Annotated in this window: 15 protein-coding genes; 5 read left to right on the top strand and 10 right to left on the bottom strand. The window is 60.4% G+C overall.

Going from position 1 to position 18,739, the window contains the following annotated elements:
• Positions 1–2 precede the first annotated feature (2 nt).
• On the top strand, positions 3–731 hold the full coding sequence (locus tag AC0JZ8_RS12310) for a copper homeostasis protein CutC (RefSeq protein ID WP_113110857.1): 729 nt from the start codon (positions 3–5) through the stop codon (positions 729–731).
• A 14-nt stretch (positions 732–745) separates the two neighbouring features.
• Here AC0JZ8_RS12310 and AC0JZ8_RS12315 read toward each other — a convergent pair whose 3' ends face one another.
• The 4 genes from AC0JZ8_RS12315 to AC0JZ8_RS12330 all read right to left on the bottom strand — a co-directional run bounded on the left by AC0JZ8_RS12315 (position 746) and on the right by AC0JZ8_RS12330 (position 4,102).
• Positions 746–1,387 carry a helix-turn-helix domain-containing protein gene (locus AC0JZ8_RS12315; RefSeq protein WP_471892614.1) on the bottom strand — a complete coding sequence of 214 codons (642 nt, stop codon included), beginning with the start codon at positions 1,385–1,387 and terminating at the stop codon, positions 746–748.
• A gap of 78 nt (positions 1,388–1,465) precedes the next feature.
• A complete protein-coding gene (locus AC0JZ8_RS12320) occupies positions 1,466–1,837 on the bottom strand; it encodes a response regulator transcription factor (RefSeq protein WP_139283807.1) in 372 nt (123 codons plus the stop codon).
• A gap of 140 nt (positions 1,838–1,977) precedes the next feature.
• Positions 1,978–2,598: a response regulator FixJ gene (fixJ, locus tag AC0JZ8_RS12325; RefSeq protein WP_471892615.1), complete on the bottom strand. Its 621-nt coding sequence runs from the start codon at positions 2,596–2,598 to the stop codon at positions 1,978–1,980.
• Positions 2,585–4,102, bottom strand: coding sequence for a PAS domain-containing sensor histidine kinase (locus AC0JZ8_RS12330; RefSeq protein ID WP_274598251.1), 1,518 nt, complete (start codon positions 4,100–4,102; stop codon positions 2,585–2,587). The genes fixJ and AC0JZ8_RS12330 overlap by 14 nt, the downstream gene beginning before the upstream one ends.
• A gap of 306 nt (positions 4,103–4,408) precedes the next feature.
• Here AC0JZ8_RS12330 and AC0JZ8_RS12335 point away from each other — a divergent pair, with 306 nt between their 5' ends.
• A complete protein-coding gene (locus AC0JZ8_RS12335; protein WP_209901297.1) occupies positions 4,409–4,804 on the top strand; it encodes a response regulator in 396 nt (131 codons plus the stop codon).
• Between the two features lie 16 nt (positions 4,805–4,820).
• Here the strand turns inward: AC0JZ8_RS12335 and AC0JZ8_RS12340 are convergent, their stop codons facing one another.
• The gene (locus AC0JZ8_RS12340; RefSeq protein WP_471892616.1) at positions 4,821–6,077 is read right to left on the bottom strand and encodes an AGE family epimerase/isomerase; all 1,257 of its coding nucleotides are present in this window, start codon (positions 6,075–6,077) and stop codon (positions 4,821–4,823) included.
• A gap of 160 nt (positions 6,078–6,237) precedes the next feature.
• Here AC0JZ8_RS12340 and metH point away from each other — a divergent pair, with 160 nt between their 5' ends.
• Positions 6,238–10,008 (top strand): methionine synthase, encoded by a 3,771-nt coding sequence (metH, locus tag AC0JZ8_RS12345; protein WP_471892617.1) that lies wholly within the window; start codon positions 6,238–6,240, stop codon positions 10,006–10,008.
• Positions 10,009–10,134: 126 nt separating this feature from the next.
• Here the strand turns inward: metH and AC0JZ8_RS12350 are convergent, their stop codons facing one another.
• From AC0JZ8_RS12350 to AC0JZ8_RS12365, 4 genes are all read right to left on the bottom strand, one after another.
• Entirely contained in the window at positions 10,135–11,196 is a 1,062-nt protein-coding gene (locus AC0JZ8_RS12350) for an ABC transporter ATP-binding protein (RefSeq protein ID WP_471892618.1), read from the bottom strand.
• A 27-nt stretch (positions 11,197–11,223) separates the two neighbouring features.
• Positions 11,224–12,012: an ABC transporter permease gene (locus tag AC0JZ8_RS12355; protein ID WP_062581461.1), complete on the bottom strand. Its 789-nt coding sequence runs from the start codon at positions 12,010–12,012 to the stop codon at positions 11,224–11,226.
• Between the two features lie 11 nt (positions 12,013–12,023).
• Complete coding sequence (locus AC0JZ8_RS12360) at positions 12,024–12,899, bottom strand: ABC transporter permease (protein WP_062456068.1); 876 nt, start codon at positions 12,897–12,899, stop codon at positions 12,024–12,026.
• Positions 12,900–12,979: 80 nt separating this feature from the next.
• Positions 12,980–14,083: an ABC transporter substrate-binding protein gene (locus AC0JZ8_RS12365; protein WP_062581155.1), complete on the bottom strand. Its 1,104-nt coding sequence runs from the start codon at positions 14,081–14,083 to the stop codon at positions 12,980–12,982.
• Between the two features lie 667 nt (positions 14,084–14,750).
• Here AC0JZ8_RS12365 and AC0JZ8_RS12370 point away from each other — a divergent pair.
• On the top strand, positions 14,751–16,250 hold the full coding sequence (locus AC0JZ8_RS12370; protein WP_471892619.1) for an amino acid permease: 1,500 nt from the start codon (positions 14,751–14,753) through the stop codon (positions 16,248–16,250).
• A 213-nt stretch (positions 16,251–16,463) separates the two neighbouring features.
• Positions 16,464–17,180, top strand: coding sequence for a ParA family protein (locus tag AC0JZ8_RS12375; protein WP_062456077.1), 717 nt, complete (start codon positions 16,464–16,466; stop codon positions 17,178–17,180).
• 77 nt (positions 17,181–17,257) lie between these two features.
• On the opposite strand, the gene AC0JZ8_RS12380 is transcribed toward AC0JZ8_RS12375, so the two are convergent.
• Complete coding sequence (locus AC0JZ8_RS12380) at positions 17,258–18,676, bottom strand: L,D-transpeptidase (protein ID WP_471892620.1); 1,419 nt, start codon at positions 18,674–18,676, stop codon at positions 17,258–17,260.
• Between the last annotated feature and the right edge of the window lie 63 nt (positions 18,677–18,739).

Raw genomic sequence — 18,739 nt, forward strand, 5'->3', positions numbered from 1 at the left:
CGATGCGGATCACGCTCGAAGTCTGTGTCGATACGCCTGAGGGGTTCGAGGCGGCTGTGGCAGGCGGGGCCGACCGGATCGAACTCTGCGCGGCGCTCGATCTGGGCGGACTGACGCCGTCGCCGGGGCTGATGGCACTGGCGGCGAAAGCGTCGACCCCGGTCTATGCGATGATCCGACCGAGGGCAGGGGATTTCGTCTTCGGTCTCGGTGACGAGGCCGCCATGCTCGGCGATATCGACGCTGTGCGGTCCGCCGGGTTGGCGGGTGTGGTGATCGGTGCGAATCTGGCCGACGGCCGTCTCGATGTGGCGCTGCTCGAACGCCTGATGCGACATGCTGACGGTCTCGGTGTGACGCTGCACCGTGCCTTCGATCTGGTGCCGGATCCGGTTGAGGCCCTCGACGTGGCGATGACGCTCGGCGTTGAGCGCATCCTGACGTCCGGGCTGGTTCCGCGCGCCATAGACGGCGTGAACCTGTTGAAGCAACTGGTCGATCAAGCCGGGACACGGTTGTCGATCATGCCGGGCAGCGGGGTCACGCCGGCAAACGTTGTCGAATTGTTGAACTGCACCGGTGCCCGCGAGGTCCACGGCTCCTGCCGCGCTGTTCTCAAGCGCGGTGACGGCAGGGCTGTCGAGTTCGGTTTTCAAGCTAACCAATCATACCGGACAAGCGAAGTCATCGTGCGCGAGATGCGGACGATCTTGGATGGTGTCGGCAGCTGAGGGTTCGCTCAGCCTCAGGCGCAGAGGCTGGCGAGGGCCTTGAAGTCCTGGATCTGCACGCAGCGGACGCTTTGCAGTTTGATCAGGTTGGATGCGCGCAGCTTTGCGAACACACGCGAAACGGTTTCAATCGTCAGGCCGAAATAATCCGCGATGTCGAGCCTCGACATCGGCAGGTCGAAATGGTCGAGATTGCCCTGGCGGTTAGCCATGTCCAGCAGGAAGCCGGCGATGCGCTCCACCGCGGTCTGGCGGCCGATGACCGCCAGGTGCTCCTGGGCGCGCAGCATGCCGCGCAAGGCGAGCTTCAGAATGTCGTCGCCACTGCCGGGCTGGGAAAAGCTGCGCAGTCCCGTCGGAACGATCGCTTCCGCGAAAAAGGCATGCGTGCGGTCGGCTTCAAACCCAAAGGTCTCGCCGGCAAGGTAGAAGCCGATGACCTGACGGCGGCCATCGGACAGCAGCCGATGGAGGCGGACGGCGCCGAATTCGACCTCGTAGAACGTGCCGGATTTCTCGCCGGGCGTGTAGATTTCCTTGCCGCCGGCATAGGTCTGGACCTGGGTAACCCGGGTGACTGGTGCGGAGGAACACGGAAACGCGATCGGCGTTGCGTTTAGCATCTTTGCCTGGGCGTTCGCGACCGGAGCGTTCACGGCTCTTCCTCCAAGTGATCAGAGCTAGGATGCCGCAAGCCACTCGTCGGCGATATTGAGGTGTCTCCCTACGGAGTTCTACGTAGCAACCGGTGCTGGCGTGGCGTGGCTCAGATGGGCGAAATCCCTCACCATCCGCAGGAGTTCGGCACCATCGAACGGCTTTATCAGGATGCGCGCCGTGTTTTTGGATGGGATCGGCGTCATTCCGTCTGCCAGCATGATGAAACGGCTGGGAGAGTCGAGAAGCTTGTGCTGGGCGTCGAGGTTGCCGTGGACTTCGTGGGAGTCGATGATCGTGCACGCTGACGAGGCTGCCGAAGCGTGGCCCGCGCACCAGCTTTCATAGGAGAGGACCTGAAAACCTTCGACCTCCAGCGCGAACGCCAGCGACTGTCTAAGCCCGGCATCCGGAGCGATCACTGCAATAGTGGTCGAGGGTGACAACACGTGGACTATCCAGGATCCGGGGGGCGCTAGGGCGACATTGGACGCCGATTGTAATATGCGCGCCACGCCCCAAGCGGACTTTGCGTTAGATCAAGAAGTTGCAATTAAATCGCGGATTGTCCGTTTGTTCAGGTTCGGCGTCACTCCTGGTCGAAGCCGGCCGCCATGGTCATCCGAACCAGCTGCGGCAGGCTGCGCGCCCGCATCTTGGCCATCACGTTGGCGCGGTGGACTTCAACCGTCCGGGGGCTGATGTCGAGATCGTAGGCGATCGACTTGTTCGGCAAGCCGGCAACGACTGCCAAAAGGACCTGGCGCTCGCGATCGCTAAGCGACTGGAGGCGGCTCAACACTTCCTGCACCTCGGTCACTTCCGTCGGCTTTTCGACGAGAAGCTTGGCAGCCCGCTCGATTGCTTCGATGATGGTCGTATCGTCGAACGGTTTTTCGATGAAATCGACAGCGCCAGCCTTCATTGCTTCCACTGCCATCGCCACATCGCCGTGGCCGGTTATGAAGATCAAAGGCATCCGGATCTTCTGGGCGGCGAGTGACCTGATCAGCTCGAGACCCCCTATATCGGGCATCCTGAGGTCACTGATGAGCAGTGCGTTGCGAGTTCCGGGCGCAAATTTCAGGAAGGCCGTCGCGCTTTCATGCACGCGCACGGCAAATCCGTTCATCGTCAGCATGAAGGCGAGGGACTTGCGCACCGGCTCCTCATCGTCGACGATATGCACCACGTAGTCAGCGGTCGGCATTCTCTTCGTCCTCCTTGTACAACGGCAGCGTGAACCGGAACGTGGCACCTCCGGCGACATTTCGGGTGACCACCATCTCACCGTCATGGGCTTCGATGATACGTTTGCATATCGAAAGTCCGATTCCCATACCACCCGCCTTGGTCGTCACGAATGGCTTGAACAATTGGGCCTCGATCTCCTCCGCAATCCCGGGGCCTGTGTCTTCGACGACCACGGCCACGTGCTCGTCGTCCTGGACCAGCGTACGGATCGTGAGCTCTCTCCGCTCACTGTCGCGCATCGCTTCGATTGCGTTGCGCATCAGATTGGTCAGGACCTGCTGGATCTGAATCTTGTCAGCGACGACGATTTCCGGGCCGTCGTTGAATTCGAACATCGTCCGCACGCCATTTTCCCGAGAACCGACCAAGGCCAGAGCGGCGGCTTCTTCAATCAGCCGGCGGATGTTGTGGGGTGCTTTTTCCGTTTCACCCTTCGTCACGAATTCGCGCAGGTGCTTGATGATCTGCCCGGCGCGGAGCGATTGGTTGCCGGCTTCCTTCAGCGCGTCTCGCAATCGCGACGCCATGTCGTCGTCCATGTCCCGCAGGAGTCTTGCGCAGCCGTGGACATAGTTCGCTATGGCCGAAAGCGGTTGGTTCAGTTCATGGGCAAGGGTCGAGGCCATTTCACCCATCTCGTTCAGTCGCGCGAGACGGGCGACTTCACCCTGCATTTCCTGCAATCGTGCCGCCGATTCGGCGCGTTCGGTAAGATCTCGCACGAAGCCGGTATAGAAGGTCTCGCCACCCGACCGGGTTTCGCCAACGGCAAGCTTCATCGGGAAGGTGGAGCCATCCTTGCGACGGCCGACCACGACGCGATCCCGTCCGATAATCCGCTTCTCGCCGGTGCGCGCGTAGCGCTCGAGATAGCCGTCATGCTCCCTGTGGTAGGGCTCCGGCATGAGGATACGCAGGTTGCGTCCGACGACCTCGTCTTCCGTATATCCGAACTGGCGAACGGCCGCGGAATTGAAGGAGACGATGATGCCCTCCTTGGTAATGACGATGGTGGCATCGAGCACGGTGTCGAGGATCGATCGCAGATGCGCCTCGCGAACCTCGGCCTTGGCCTGGGTCTTTGCGATGATGATCCGTGCGATATGCAGGACCTTGCCGGTGACGGCGATTGCCAGGCTGGTCAGAGCGACCACTCTCAGTTCCGCCGAGGTCGCGCTGACGGGTGACAGTTCCTTCAACGCCCAGACACCGATTACGGAGAGGACTGCAGCGACCACACCCGGTCTCAAGCCTCCGATGACGGAGGCGAAGATGATCGACGGCACGAAAAAGAAGTAGATTCCCTTGCCGTTCATGGGAACGGACAGAGCCAGACGAATTGCAAAGCCGACCAGGAAGCCGACCACAGCAAGGAGATAGACCTCACCGCGGGTGAAATCACGTTTCTGAATGAACTGTACGAAGCGTTCGGTGCGCCCGGTCATTTCGCTTAGGATCATCGCTCATCCTACTGAAAAGGCGATCGACAGGCGCGCGGAGAGACGGGCGCGGATGTCTTGAACGCGTTGTAGCACAGGCTTAAATGCAGCGTCCAACGGGCAAATCGGGGAGGGGTCTTCATACACATGCTTTTCACCATATGTCAGAGAAACCGCGCATTCGCTCCGGAACCCTGTTCATCCCGGCGTGCAATTGGTCGGCAAACCCGATAAGGCTGGGCCTTGGCCTAAACATTCCGCTAGGTTATCAACCAGAATCAGACTGGTAACACACACGCAGCCATGGCTGCTGCCGGAGAATTTGATATGTCGACCGTAGCCGCCGAAGCAAATGAAGGGCGCGCCGCACCGATCAAGGTTTTGTTCGTAGAAGACGAAGCCCTGATCCGCATCTCTACAGCCGATTTCCTGCAGGACGCCGGCATGGGCGTCGTCGAAGCCGGCACAGCGGGTGAGGCGCTAGGCCTTGCCTCCGAGCAGCCGGTCGATATCCTGGTTACCGACGTGCATCTGCCCGACATGACAGGCCTGCAACTGACCATCAAACTCCGCGCGCAATTTCCGGATCTCCCGGTCATCTTCGCGACCGGCGATCGCAATGTCGAAGGCGCCGAAGGCCTGTCGCGTTCGGGCCTGGTGACCAAGCCCTATGACTACGACAGCCTTGTCTCGCTAATCCGCTCCATGGTCTCGGGTGGCTGACCGGCGGAACCGGCCGTCAGATTCGGCCGTCCGCCTCCACGATCATCTTCGTCAGGCTGCCATCCGCGGGAAACAGCGGGATGAGGCATGCCTGCAGCGCGTGATAGATGTCGCCCTTGCCGGGAAACAGGGTGTGAGCCGGGACCAGATCTTCCGTCAGTTCCTCGTGCCAGCCGCCGTTCTTGTGGTCGACGAACTTGTTGGCGATGGTGCCCCAGATCAGCCTGTAGCTGTCTTCGTAGAAGCTGTCTGCCGGCAGATGCTGGTTGATGAAATGCGCAGCGCCAGCGCCCTCGCACATCGGCCACCAGAGCTTGTTGGTCTTGGCGGGCTTGTCGTCCCAATCCAGCGTGTAGAAGAACCCGCCTTTTTCCTTGTCCCAGCCGAGTGACATGGCCTGCACGAACAGGTTCTTGGCCGCATCCGGCATCCAGGCGTGCTTCTTGTCGCCAAGCGTCCACAGTTGCAGCGTCAGGCGGGCCCATTCAAGCCAGTGGCCAGGTGTCGTGCCGGCCGGGCGGAACATCTCGTCTTTGTGGTAGTAATCCTTGTCGATCTGCCAGTCGGTATCGAAATGCTCGGCGACGCGGAAGCCGACGCTACCGGCAAGGCGCCGGATCACGAGGTCCGCAATGCTTTCGGCCTTGTCCAGATAATGCCGTTCGCCGGTTGCCTCAAAGGCCGCCATCAGCGCTTCGGTCAGGTGCATGTTCGAGTTCTGGCCACGATAGCTGCCACCGTCGATCGGCGACCAGTCGGCCGCGAATTCTTCGGCGATGGCGCCGTGTTCGCGATCCCAGAACCGCGTTTCCAGCACGTCGGTAACGTCGGCGAGCATCGCGTCGGCCAGCGGATGGCCGACGACCTTGGCGGAGGAGGCGGCGAGAAGCACGAAAGCGTGGCCGTAACCCTGCTTGTTGCTGTCGGCCGGGCCATCGTCGTTCATCGACCAGGCATAGCCACCGTTTTGTTGGTCGCGGTGACCGTTCCAGAGAAAATTCATGCCGTGGTCGACCAGGTCGCCCGTACCCGGACGTCCCAAGAGATAGCCGATAGAATAGCAGTGCACCATGCGGGCGGACGCGTGAATGCCGCGAACGGGATTGTCGCCGGGGAGCGGGTTGCCGGTAGGATCGAGATCGAAGAAGCCGCCCTTGGGGTTGATGGCCCTGTGCTGGAAGAAATCGAACAGGCCGTCAGCCTGTTGCAGCAGCCAGCGCCGGTGGTAGGGCAGATCGCTCCAGAATTTCGATACCTGGCCCGCGTCGCTCATGCTTCTCTCCCTTTTGCATTCTGCTTCAAGGCTATACCGTCAGGAGTATGGCCTGTCATCGACAATTCGTTTATTACTCACGGCACGACGGCTGGACATCATATAAACGCATCTTTATATGATTATGAATACCGTTTGATGCTGTTCAGGAGTGTGTCCCTTGTTTGATGAACTCTTCGGTCCCGAAGGCGATCGCCGCGACGGTGCGGAAATCCTTGCAGCTCTAAAGGCGGCCGCACGCGAACGAATTCTCGTGATAGATGGCGCCATGGGCACCCAGATCCAGGGGCTCGGCTTCAACGAAGAGCATTTTCGTGGCGAACGCTTCATCGGTTGCGCCTGTCACCAGCAGGGCAACAACGACCTTCTGATTCTCTCGCAGCCCCAGGCGATCGAGGATATCCACTATCGTTACGCCAAGGCCGGCGCCGATATTCTCGAGACCAACACGTTTTCCTCCACCCGTATCGCCCAGGCGGATTACGAGATGGAAGGCGCTGTCTACGATCTCAACCGCGACGGGGCACGCCTTGCCCGCCGGGCCGCGATCCGCGCCGAAAAGGAAGACGGCCGCCGCCGTTTCGTGGCCGGCGCCATCGGGCCGACCAACCGGACGGCCTCGATTTCTCCCGATGTCAACAATCCGGGCTACCGCGCCGTCTCCTTCGACGACCTGCGGATTGCCTATGGCGAGCAGATCGACGGTCTTATCGACGGCGGTGCAGATATCATTCTGATCGAAACGATCTTCGACACGCTCAACGCCAAGGCTGCGATCTTTGCCTGCGAGGAGCGCTTCGAGGCGAAGGGTATTCGCCTGCCGGTGATGATATCGGGCACGATCACCGACCTTTCCGGACGCACGCTGTCCGGCCAGACGCCGTCTGCGTTCTGGAACTCTGTGCGCCACTCCAACCCGTTCACGATCGGCCTCAACTGCGCGCTTGGCGCAGATGCGATGCGGCCGCACCTGCAGGAATTGTCGGGCGTTTCCGACACGTTCATCTGCGCCTACCCGAATGCGGGCCTGCCCAACGAGTTTGGCCAGTATGACGAAACGCCTGAGATGATGGCAAAGCAGGTCGAGGAGTTCGCCCGCGAAGGTCTGGTCAATGTCGTCGGCGGCTGCTGCGGCTCGACGCCGGAGCATATTCGCGCAATTGCCGATGCCGTCTCCAAGCACAAGCCGCGCGAAATCCCGGAGCACTCGCCGTTCATGTCGCTGTCGGGCCTCGAGCCCTTCACGCTGACCAAGGACATTCCCTTCGTGAATGTCGGCGAACGCACCAACGTCACCGGTTCGGCCAAATTCCGTAAGCTGATCACTGCCGGCGATTATGCGGCAGCGCTGGTCGTTGCCCGCGACCAGGTCGAGAACGGCGCGCAGGTCATCGACATCAACATGGACGAGGGCCTGATCGATTCGGGCCAGGCGATGATCGAGTTTCTCAACCTGATCGCCGCCGAGCCGGATATTGCTCGCGTGCCCGTCATGATCGACAGCTCGAAGTTCGAGATCATCGAAGGCGGACTGAAATGCGTTCAGGGCAAGCCGATCGTCAACTCGATCTCGCTCAAGGAAGGCGAGGAAAAGTTCCTGGCGCAGGCCAAGCTGATCCGCAATTACGGCGCAGCTGTCGTGGTCATGGCGTTCGACGAGACGGGGCAGGCGGATACCTATGACCGCAAGGTCGAGATCTGCAGCCGCGCCTACAAGATCCTGACCGAGCAGGCAGGCTTTCCGCCCGAGGATATCATCTTCGATCCGAACGTGTTTGCGGTGGCGACCGGGATCGAGGAACACAACAATTACGGCGTCGATTTCATCGAGGCGACGCGGACGATCCGCGCGCGCATGCCGCTTGTGCATATTTCCGGCGGCGTTTCGAACCTGTCCTTCTCGTTCCGCGGCAACGAGCCGGTGCGCGAGGCGATGCATGCTGTGTTCCTGTACCACGCCATCCAGGCGGGCATGGACATGGGCATCGTCAATGCCGGCCAGCTGGCGATCTACGAGAACATCGATCCGGAACTGCGCGAGGCCTGCGAGGATGTGGTGCTGAACCGCCGCGCCGACGGGACTGAGCGGCTTCTGGAAGTGGCCGAAAAATATCGTGGCGGCCCCGGCAAGGAAGCAAGGGTCCAGGATCTGGCCTGGCGCGAGCGCTCGGTCGAAGAGCGGCTGTCGCATGCGCTGGTCAACGGCATTACCGAATTCATCGACGCCGATACGGAAGAGGCACGCCAACAGGCTGCGCGTCCGCTGCACGTCATCGAGGGGCCGCTGATGGCCGGGATGAATGTCGTCGGCGATCTCTTCGGTTCCGGCAAGATGTTCCTGCCGCAGGTGGTGAAGTCCGCCCGCGTGATGAAGCAGGCGGTTGCGGTGCTGCTGCCCTACATGGAAGAGGAAAAGCGCCTCAACGGCGGCGACCAGCGCAAGACTGCCGGCAAGATCCTGATGGCGACCGTCAAGGGCGACGTCCACGATATCGGCAAGAACATCGTCGGCGTCGTGCTCGCCTGCAACAATTACGAGATCGTCGATCTCGGCGTGATGGTGCCGGCGACGAAGATCCTCGAAACGGCAATTGCCGAGCAGGTCGATATCATTGGCCTGTCGGGCCTGATCACGCCGTCGCTCGATGAAATGGTGCATGTGGCAGCCGAAATGGAGAGGCAGGGTTTCAACGTGCCGCTGCTCATCGGCGGTGCCACGACCAGCCGGGTGCACACGGCCGTCAAGATCCATCCGCGCTATGAGCGGGGCCAGGCCGTCTATGTCACGGATGCTTCGCGCGCCGTCGGCGTCGTCTCGGCGCTTTTGTCGCCGGACGCGAAGGATGGCTATGTCGAGACGATTCGCGGCGAATATGCGAAGGTCGCAGCCGCCCATGCCCGCTCGGAAGCGGACAAGAAGCGGCTGCCGATCGAGCGCGCCCGGGCCAATGCCGAGACGGTCGACTGGACATCCTATGAGCCCAAGAAGCCGAAGTTCTTCGGCACGAAAGTGTTCGAAGGCTATGATCTGGCGGAGCTTGCGACCTATATCGACTGGACGCCTTTCTTCCAGACCTGGGAATTGAAGGGGCGCTTTCCGGCCATTCTCGAGGACGAAAAGCAGGGCGAGGCCGCGCGTCATCTGTTTGCGGATGCGCAGGCGATGCTGGAGAAAATCATTGCGGAGAAGTGGTTCCGGCCTCAGGCGGTGATCGGCTTCTGGCCGGCCAACGCTGTTGGCGACGACATCAAGCTGTATACCGACGAGACGCGCAGCACGGAGCTCGAGACGCTTTTCACGCTGCGCCAGCAGCTTTCCAAGCGTGACGGCCGGCCGAATGTGGCGCTGTCAGATTTCGTCGCGCCGGTTTCGAGCGGCAAGGCCGATTATGTCGGCGGCTTCGTGGTGACAGCCGGTATCGAGGAAGTGGCGATTGCCGAACGGTTCGAGCGGGCGAACGACGATTACTCGTCGATCCTGGTCAAGGCGCTCGCCGACCGGTTTGCGGAAGCGTTTGCCGAACGCATGCACCAGCGCGTGCGCCAGGAGTACTGGGGCTACGCGCCGGATGAGACGCTCACGAGCGACGAGTTGATCCACGAGCAGTATGCCGGCATCCGTCCGGCACCGGGCTATCCGGCGCAACCCGACCATACGGAAAAGGAAACGCTGTTCCGGTTGCTTGACGCCACCAAGGCGACGGGCGTGACGCTGACCGAGAGCTACGCAATGTGGCCGGGATCATCCGTCTCCGGCTTCTATATCGGCCATCCCGCCAGCTACTATTTCGGCGTTGCCAAGGTGGAGCGGGACCAGGTCGAGGATTATGCGTCGCGCAAGGGCATGGCGATCGAGGAGGTCGAGCGCTGGCTCGGACCTGTGCTCAACTACATCCCGACCAATGTGGCAGCGGTCGAGGATGCCGCTTAGGCGGTCTGCCGCCATGTTCACAGATTGAATCAAGAAGCCGGCAAGTTGAATCACTTGCCGGCTTCTTCCGTTTGATATTGCGGTCTTGTTAGCGATCAAGCATTCGCCACTCGCGGCGCGCTGCGCCTATTCCTTGACCACCAGCAGGTCGCTTGCGGCGAAACGCAGGGTCACTGTTTCGCCTGGCTGCGGCAGCACCTTGTCCGGCGCGTTGAACATGTCGAAGGATATCTGGTTGCCGCCGACCGTGACCTTGGTGCGCACGACGGAGCCAAGGAAATGCGTCGAGACAACGGTGCCGGTCAAAGCCGTATCGCCCGTGGCGCTCTCGGAAAGCGAACCAGCTTCCGGACGCAGCGCGATCGATACGGTGTCGCCTTGTGCAAACGCGCCGATCGGTTCGCGCAGCGTGATGATGTTGTCGCCGATGCGGATGGTGTTGGCGGCCGGATCGACGACGATCGCATCGATGATGTTGAGCGTGCCGACAAACGAGGCGACGAAGCGGGTGGCCGGGCGGTTGTAGATCTCCGACGGCGTGCCGATCTGGTCGGCGCGACCGGCGTTCATGACGACGATCCGATCCGAGATGGACAGCGCCTCCTCCTGATCGTGCGTGACGAAGACGGTGGTGATGCCGAGCTTCATCTGGATCTGGCGGATTTCCTCACGCAAGGATACGCGGATCTTTGCGTCAAGCGCCGACAGCGGTTCATCCAGCAGCAGGACCTGCGGTTTTGGGGCGAGCGCACGCGCCAGCGCGACGCGCTGCTGCTGGCCGCCGGACATCTGGTACGGGTAGCGGTCGGCCAAATGTTCGAGGCCGATCAGCTTCAGCATTTCCTTTACGCGGGCGTCGATATCCGCCTTCGACATGCCAGCGACCTTGAGGCCGAAGGCGACGTTGTCGAACACGCTCATGTTGGGAAACAGGGCATAGGCCTGGAACACCATGCCGATATTGCGCTGGCTGGTTTTCAGGCCCGACTGGTTGCGGCCGTTGATGAAGATCGTGCCGTCGCTCGGGTTCTCGAACCCGGCGATCATCCTCAGAACCGTGGTCTTGCCGCAACCGGACGGTCCGAGAAAGGAGACAAATTCCCCTTTCTCGATCGCCATATGGAAGTCCTTGACGACCTGCGTCTGGCCGAAGCTTTTCTTGATACCGTCGAGAACGAGAAACGACATGAGGTGAAAATCCTTGAAGCGCAGTCCCTAAGCCCGGGAGGGTGCCATCTTGCTGAAACGGGAAACGAGCTGGAGCAGGCCCATCGAAAGCCAGGTGATTGCAAAGGCGATCACGGCGAGCGCCGAAGGCTCATAGGCCTTGTTTGCGCCCACGAGCTGGAGATAGGGACCGAATGCGGGTCGGTTTAGGAGGGCGGCCATGGTGAACTCGCCCATCACGATCGCAAAGGTGATGAAGGCGCCCGACAGCACGCCCGACATCACGTTCGGGAAGATGCAGCGAAACAGGATCGTCGGCCATTTGGCGCCAAGGATTTCCGCCGCTTCCGTGAGGGTTCGAACGTCGATGGTGCGCATCGCCGTGTCGACCGAGCGATACATGTAGGGCAGCGACAAGGTGATGTAGGACATCACCAGAAGCACGTTGGTGCCGAAGGTAGAGCCGGTGAAGGGGATGTAGGACGACGAATTGTAGAGCCGAAGATAGCCAAAGACGATGACGATTGCCGGGATGACCAGCGGCATCAAGGTGATGAACTCCATCACCGGGCGCATCTGCGGGACGCGGAGCCTGACCCAGTAGGCCGTTGGCACGATCAGCAGCATGCCGAAGATTATGGTGAGCAGCGCCATCAGCATGGAGAAGCCGAAGGTCGCCCGGAAAGCGGCATCCGAAAAGACCGAGTCATAGGCATCGAACGAGTATTCGCCGCGCCGCATGCGCAGCGAGAATTCGAACGTGCCGAGCAGCGGCACGAAAAAGTAGATGACGCCGATGGCTATGGCGAGCCAGGCGAAGAACTTGGTCATCTTCATCTCGCGCATCCTCACTTCTGCCAGCGTTCGGCGCGCATGCGCAGCCAGATGTACAAGACGTTGGAGGCGCCGGTGATGACGATCATGCCGAGTGCCAGCGCATAGCCGAGGTTTGGATTGTGCAGCACGTCGCCGCGGATTTGCGCATAAAGCAGGATCGGTACGATGTTGAGCGAGGAGCCGGTCAGCGCATAGGCCGTCGCGATCGCGCCGAAGGCGTTGGCGAACAGAAGCAGGCTGGTGCCGAGCAGGCTTGGCCACAGGATCGGCATCGCCACCATGCGCCAGTACTGCCAGGTGGAGGCGCCAAGGATCTCGGAGGCTTCACGCCATTCCTTCTTCAGACCGTCGAGCGCCGGGGTCAGGATCAGCACCATCAGCGGGATCTGGAAGAACATGTAGGTGAGGGTGAGACCGACGAAGGACAGGAGATTGAAGCCGGTCGAATAGAGATTGAAGCCGAACCAGTCGCGCATGAAGACGGTCACGAGCCCTGTGCGGCCGAGCGTGGCGATAAAGGCGAAGGCGAGGGGCACGCCGGCAAAGTTCGAGGCGACACCGGAGAAAGTCAGGAGGCTCGATCGGATCCAGGACGGCAGGCCACCAAGAACGATTGCCCAAGCGAGCGCAAAGCCGATGATCGCGCCACCGAGCGATGAGGCGAAGGAGACCTTGATCGAGATCCAGTAGGCCGAAAGGATTGTCGGCGTGAACAAGTCTGCGATATTCTTGAAGGTGAGTGTTCCCTCGGGCGTGAAGAAGGCGCCGACGACGAGATAGAAGGTCGGGACGATCAGAAACATCAACGCGAAGATCATGAACGGCGCGACGCCGAGCCAATCGACGACGGTACGGCGGTCGATGAAGGACGATGATGCGGTGGACATGAATCCAGTGTTTCTGTCGGAGGAGGAAAAAGGCCTCCCCGCGCCCATAAAAGCGGAGCGGGAAGGCCGTCTAGACTAGATTACTTGACGTTGGCGCCGACCACGGAATCCCACTTCGTGGTGATCGCGGTCTTGCCGGCAGCCTGCTCTTCGAGTGTCGGGAATACGGCCTTCTCATAGGACGCGGCCGGCGGCAGGGCGTCGAGCAGTGCCTTCGGGATCTTGTTGTTCTTGGCAAGATCGTTGAACCGGATCGGGTGGCAATAGCCCTTCAGCCAACCGAGCTGACCTTCGTCGGAATAGAGGTATTCCATCCACAGCTTGGCAGCGTTCGGATGCGGTGCGAAAGCGGAGATCGCCTGCACGTAGACGCCGGCGACGACGCCCGACTGCGGAACGACGACTTCGTAAGGCGGGTTGCCCTTCAGGCTTTCGCCCCAGGACAGAGCGTTGTAATCCCAGGCGATGATGATCGGGGTGGAGCCCTGTGCGAACGGGGCAGCCTTGCCGATGACGGGAACGAAGTTGCCGGCCTTGTTGAGTTCTGCGAAGAACTTCAGGCCTTCTTCGCCAGCCTTGGCGGCATCGCCCTTAGCGGCGGAGAGACCGGCAGCATAGACGCCCTGGACAGCCTGGTTGGCAGAGCGCGGGTCGCCGGCGAGTGCGACGGCGTTCGCGTAGTCGGACTTCAGAAGATCCTTCCAGTCCTTCGGCGATTCCTTGACGAGATCCTTGTTCACCATGAACGCGAGAACGCCGTAATAGTCGCCGTACCAGTAGCCTTCAGCATCCTTGGCTTCGGCCGGGATCGAGTCCCAGGTGGAAACCTTGTAAGGCTGGATCAGGCCTTCGGCCTTGGCGGACGGGCCGAAGGACAGACCAACGTCGATCACGTCAGGAGCCTGCGGGCCCTTGTTGCCCTTGTTGGCCTTGATGGCTTCGATTTCGTCGCCCGAGCTCGCGTCCGGGTTCAGTTCGTTGACTTCGATTCCGTACTTGGCCTTGAAGCCGGCGATCACGTCGCCGTAGCCGCACCAGCTGTGGGGCAGGGCGATGGTGGTCAGCGCGCCTTCCTTCTTGGCGGCGGCGATCAGTTCCGCGCTCGGCTCGGCTGCTGCAAGGCTGGTGGAAGCGATGAGGACTGCTGTCGTCAGAGACAGCAGACGATGGGCGTTCTTGAGCACGGGTGTCCTCCTGGGGTTGAGCGTCTCGGCGCGACTCGTAGAGCCATTGTGTGTATCGTATGTGACAGCGCGCATTCCAAGCGCATGCTAGAAATCAGGCCTGTATTTCAGGAATTTAGAAGATATCCCTCACCAATTGAATCCGTTTGTCCGGAGGGAACTGCGCTCGGACACGGCAATCGTGTTTGCCCTGTCATCACTGGTCAATCCTGCCGGTCATACGAAAGCCGTTCCCTCCGGTCTGCGCCGGTTTGTGACAGGATTAACATTCGTTTCCAGGACCGAGTCAACGGGGCCTATGGAGGAGATTTGAGATTACCGTTGACGACGCGGCGGAAGTGAAGAATTCTCGTCGTGGTTAATGCGTGTTCATACTTCACGAAATCGCTTCAAGACCGATGTCGGCGGGATCAAAGGACAGTCATCGCGTCCGGCACTGACTTCACGACCTAGACTATGAACGAGTTTATTCGAAACGAAGCCGCCTACGGTCGAGGCAGGCTTTCGACGGGCCGGTGTGGGAACTCTCCAGCCGGTTTACTGAGAGACCAGGGGAACAGCCAGAGCTGCGGGATACCGACACCGACAAAAGCGGGCGGATCCGGAATGGACGGGGACGGCGGGCCGGACGGCCTTGCTGCCTATTTCTTTGATCAGGAGAGAAGGCATGGAAAGTTCATCAGGGGGCGTCAGCTACAAGAAGGCGGATGCTGCCTATTTCGAAAAGCGCGGGCTTTCGCGCTATGCAGGGGTCTGGTCGCTTTGGGCGCTCGGCGTCGGCGCCGTTATCTCAGGGCATTTCTCGGGCTGGAATTTCGGTTTCGCGACCGGCGGATGGGGAGGGATGCTGGTTGCCGGCATCATCATCGCCGTCATGTATCTCGGCCTGACGTTCTCGATCGCCGAGATGAGCCCGGCGCTGCCGCACACGGGTGCTGCCTATTCCTTTGCGCGAACGGCGATGGGACCCTGGGGCGGCTTCATTACAGGGCTCTGCGAGAACGTCGAATACGTGCTCACGCCCGCCGTCATCGTTACCTTCATTACGGCCTATGTGAATTCGATCCTCGGCCTCGATCCCGTCTACTCGCCGATCCTGTGGATGCTGTTCTACATCATCTTCCTAGCGCTCAACGTGTTCGGCCTCGAACTGTCGTTCAAGGTGACGCTGGTCATCACGATCGTTTCGCTGGCGGTGCTGGTGTTCTTCTGGGTCAGCGCCATCCCCAACATGGACTTTTCCCGCTGGGCGCTGAACATCGGCGTCGGACCTGATGGTGCAGCGATCGAACTGCCTGAAGGCAATGGCGACTGGTTCCCGTTCGGGATCACAGGCGTGCTTGCAACGCTTCCCTTTGCGGTCTGGCTGTTCCTTGCCATCGAACAGTTGCCGCTGGCGGCAGAAGAATCGGTCGATCCGAAGCGTGACATGCCGAAGGGCATCATCCTCGGCATGATGACGCTGATGCTGTCGGCCTTCATGATTGTGCTCCTCAATCCCTCTCTGCCGGGTGTCGGCGCCTTTCATCTGAGTACGGCGCTGGAGCCGCTTCTCGACGGGTTCAAGTCCGTTTATGGCGACGGCGGCGTCGTTATCCTCGGTCTGGTGGCGCTGACGGGTCTGATCGCCAGCTTCCATACGATCCTCTATGCACAGGGTCGCCAGATCTACTCGCTCTCACGGGCCGGCTATTTCCCGACGGCGCTCTCGGTCACGCATCCGACCTACAAGACGCCCTACGTTGCGATGCTGGCTGGAGCGCTGGTCGGTCTTGCCGTGATGCTGGTCATCTGGTTTTCGCTCGGTGCAGAAGCAGGCGGCAGCGCCATCGGCAGCGTGTTGCTCAACATGGCGGTGTTCGGCGCGATGTTCTCCTACATCATGCAGGCGATCTCGTTCATCATCCTGCGCAAGAAACTGCCCAATATCGAGCGGCCGTTCCGGTCTCCACTGGGCATCACGGGTGCCGTCCTGACGATCGTCATCGCCGTGGTGACGCTTCTCTATCAGGTTCAGGATCCCAACTTCTTCAAGGGCGTCGTCTGGGTGGTGATCTGGTTTGCTGTCGCGATCGCCTATTTCGCGCTTGTTGGCCGCCATCGTCTGATCCTTTCGCCGGAAGAAGAGTTCGCGATGGAGCACAAGCAGGCGGCAGCGCTGGTCTGATCCCAGACATCCGTGATCAACATGTGGCCCGCGATCGCTTCGCGGGCCACATTGCATTCTCAGCCTTTTTAGGTCGGCATGCTGAAATGTGACAGGCAATATGCGTTAACCCTTAATTTACGTCTCGTTAACCAAGTTCATGAAGAATACGTTAACTGCGCATGAAGCGGCGTGGTGGTGAGCGATGCGGCTCTATTTCATCAAGGACCGAGAATGCCCGTAATTTCATTTGCCAATGCCAAGGGCGGTGCCGGCAAGACGACTGCAGCCCTGCTGCTTGCCACGGAACTCGCCCACCAGGGATTTCGCATCACGATCATCGATGCCGATCCGCAGAAGTGGATCAGCCAGTGGTGCGAGATCTCCGGCCCCGTGCCCAACCTCTCGGTGATTTCAGAAGTCACGACGGCGTCGCTTCCATGCCACCTGCGCGAGATGGCATCTTCGACCGACTACTTCATCATCGATCTTGCCGGCGCGCGAGACGCGCTGGTAACCACTGCAATCGGGCTTTCCAACCACGTCATCATCCCGGTCCAGGGCTCGGCGATGGATGCGAAGGGCGCAGCACAGATTCTCGATCTGCTCGCGCAGATGAAGGACAAGGCCAAGCTCGACATTCCCCATTCCGTCGTCCTTACCCGTGTCACCTCGATGGTAACGACGCGAGCCATGCTGGCGATCAAGGGGTTGCTGGCGGCCAAGGGCGTCAATGTGCTGGAGACGTCGATCGGCGAACGGGTCGCGTTCAAGGAATTGTTCGAGACCGGCGGAACCCTGCACACGCTCGACGCGACAAAGGTCAGCAATGTCGACAAGGCAAAAGACAATGCGCGCAGTTTCGCTCAGGAAGTGATGCGCATGATGCCTGTCCGCGTCGTGCGCTCGATGGGATCGAAACTGTTTCCGTTTCGCCGCAACGCCGCCTGAAGCCAATTTAACGTAGCCAAAAAAAAGCCTCTCCGGTTTGCCGGAGAGGCTTTTTGCGTTGTTAAGTCTGGCAAAACCTACTCGAGGAATTCGACGGTCGTGCCGGGTTTGACCATCTTGGCAAGTTCCGTCGCATCCCAATTGGTGAGGCGCACGCAGCCGTGGCTGTTGGTCTTGCCGATCTTGGAAGGCTCCGGCGTGCCGTGAATGCCGTAGGTGGGTTTCGACAAGGCGATCCAGACCGTGCCAACCGGGCCGTTCGGACCCGGAGGGATCTGCAGGATCTGGGTGTTGTTGCCCTGTGTGAAGTTGATCTTCGGATTGTAGGTGTAGCCCGGATCGAGCGCGATGCGCTGGACCGTATGGTTGCCCGACGGCGATGGCGTATCGCTCGAACCGATCGTGGCCGGATAAGCCGAAATCAGCACACCGTCTTCACCGTAGGCGAAGACCTGCTTGCGATACTTGTCGGCAACGATCCGCGTCACCTGTCCGGTCTTCGGCGTGCCGGGGTTGATCACCTTGATGGTCATGCCGGGAATGGTGAAGTCGACGTTCGGGTTGAGCGACTTCAGGTAGTTCTCATCCATGTGGAACTGCTCGGCGAGCTTTTCGGTTACGGATGTGTAGGACATCGCCGGCAGAGTGGCCTTGTGAGCGTAGTCTTCCGGGATAGACGCAACATATGGTCCGGCAGCGTCCGCGGCCGTGATCGTATAATCGATGATCGGCAGGCCGCCCGAATAGGTCAGGCGCTGCATGATGTCTTCGGAATTATTCGGATCAAGCGTCTCGCCGGTCATTTCCTGCCAGGCGGCGATCGCCTTGTTGACGTTGTCGCCAAGATGGCCGTCGATCACACCCGGCGAAATGCCCTCGCGGTCAAGAAACACCTGGAGTGCGGCGATCTCGGCCTGCGGCTTCTTAGTGACGGTGATGACCGGTTTGGCATCATGCTGCGGTGCCGGAAGCTGCGAGCCCGCATTCGGGTCGATCGAGGCTTCTTCGGGCTCGGAATAGTTCTCGTCGATGCCGGGAAGTGCATCGTTGGTAAGTGGCTCGCGGGTAATCGAACCGGGGCCGGCAATCGACCCGGTCACGGCACCCGGTTCTTCACCGGGACGATACTGGCGGTAATCCTGATATCCGCCCTGGTCTTGCGGATACTTATCCTGCTGCTGATAGACAGTGTCGCGACGGTTGCGGTAGCCACTCGGTGCCGGCGGATATTCCGCCTCCTGGGGACGGTAGGCATCCTGGCGCGTTTCGGTCGCAACGATGTTTCCGCGGCGATCGAGATAGACGCGGCGGCCCATACCGTCGCGGCTGATCACCACGTCGCGCGGATCCGGCATGTAGTCGAGTATGGCGCCGTCAGGTGCCACGAGGGTCGTCTGCTGCTGATAGCGATATCCGCTCTGAGCCTGCGCCGACGATGGCCCGAAGGCTGCTGATATTGCCATTAGGCCGATACTTGCGAGAATGAGACGCTTCACGTTTCCACCGAAAGAAATTATTCCGTCTACGGTAAGCGGGGAAATGCGCATATGGTTCCCGAC

It is taken from the genome of Velazquezella soli, from assembly GCF_977018685.1.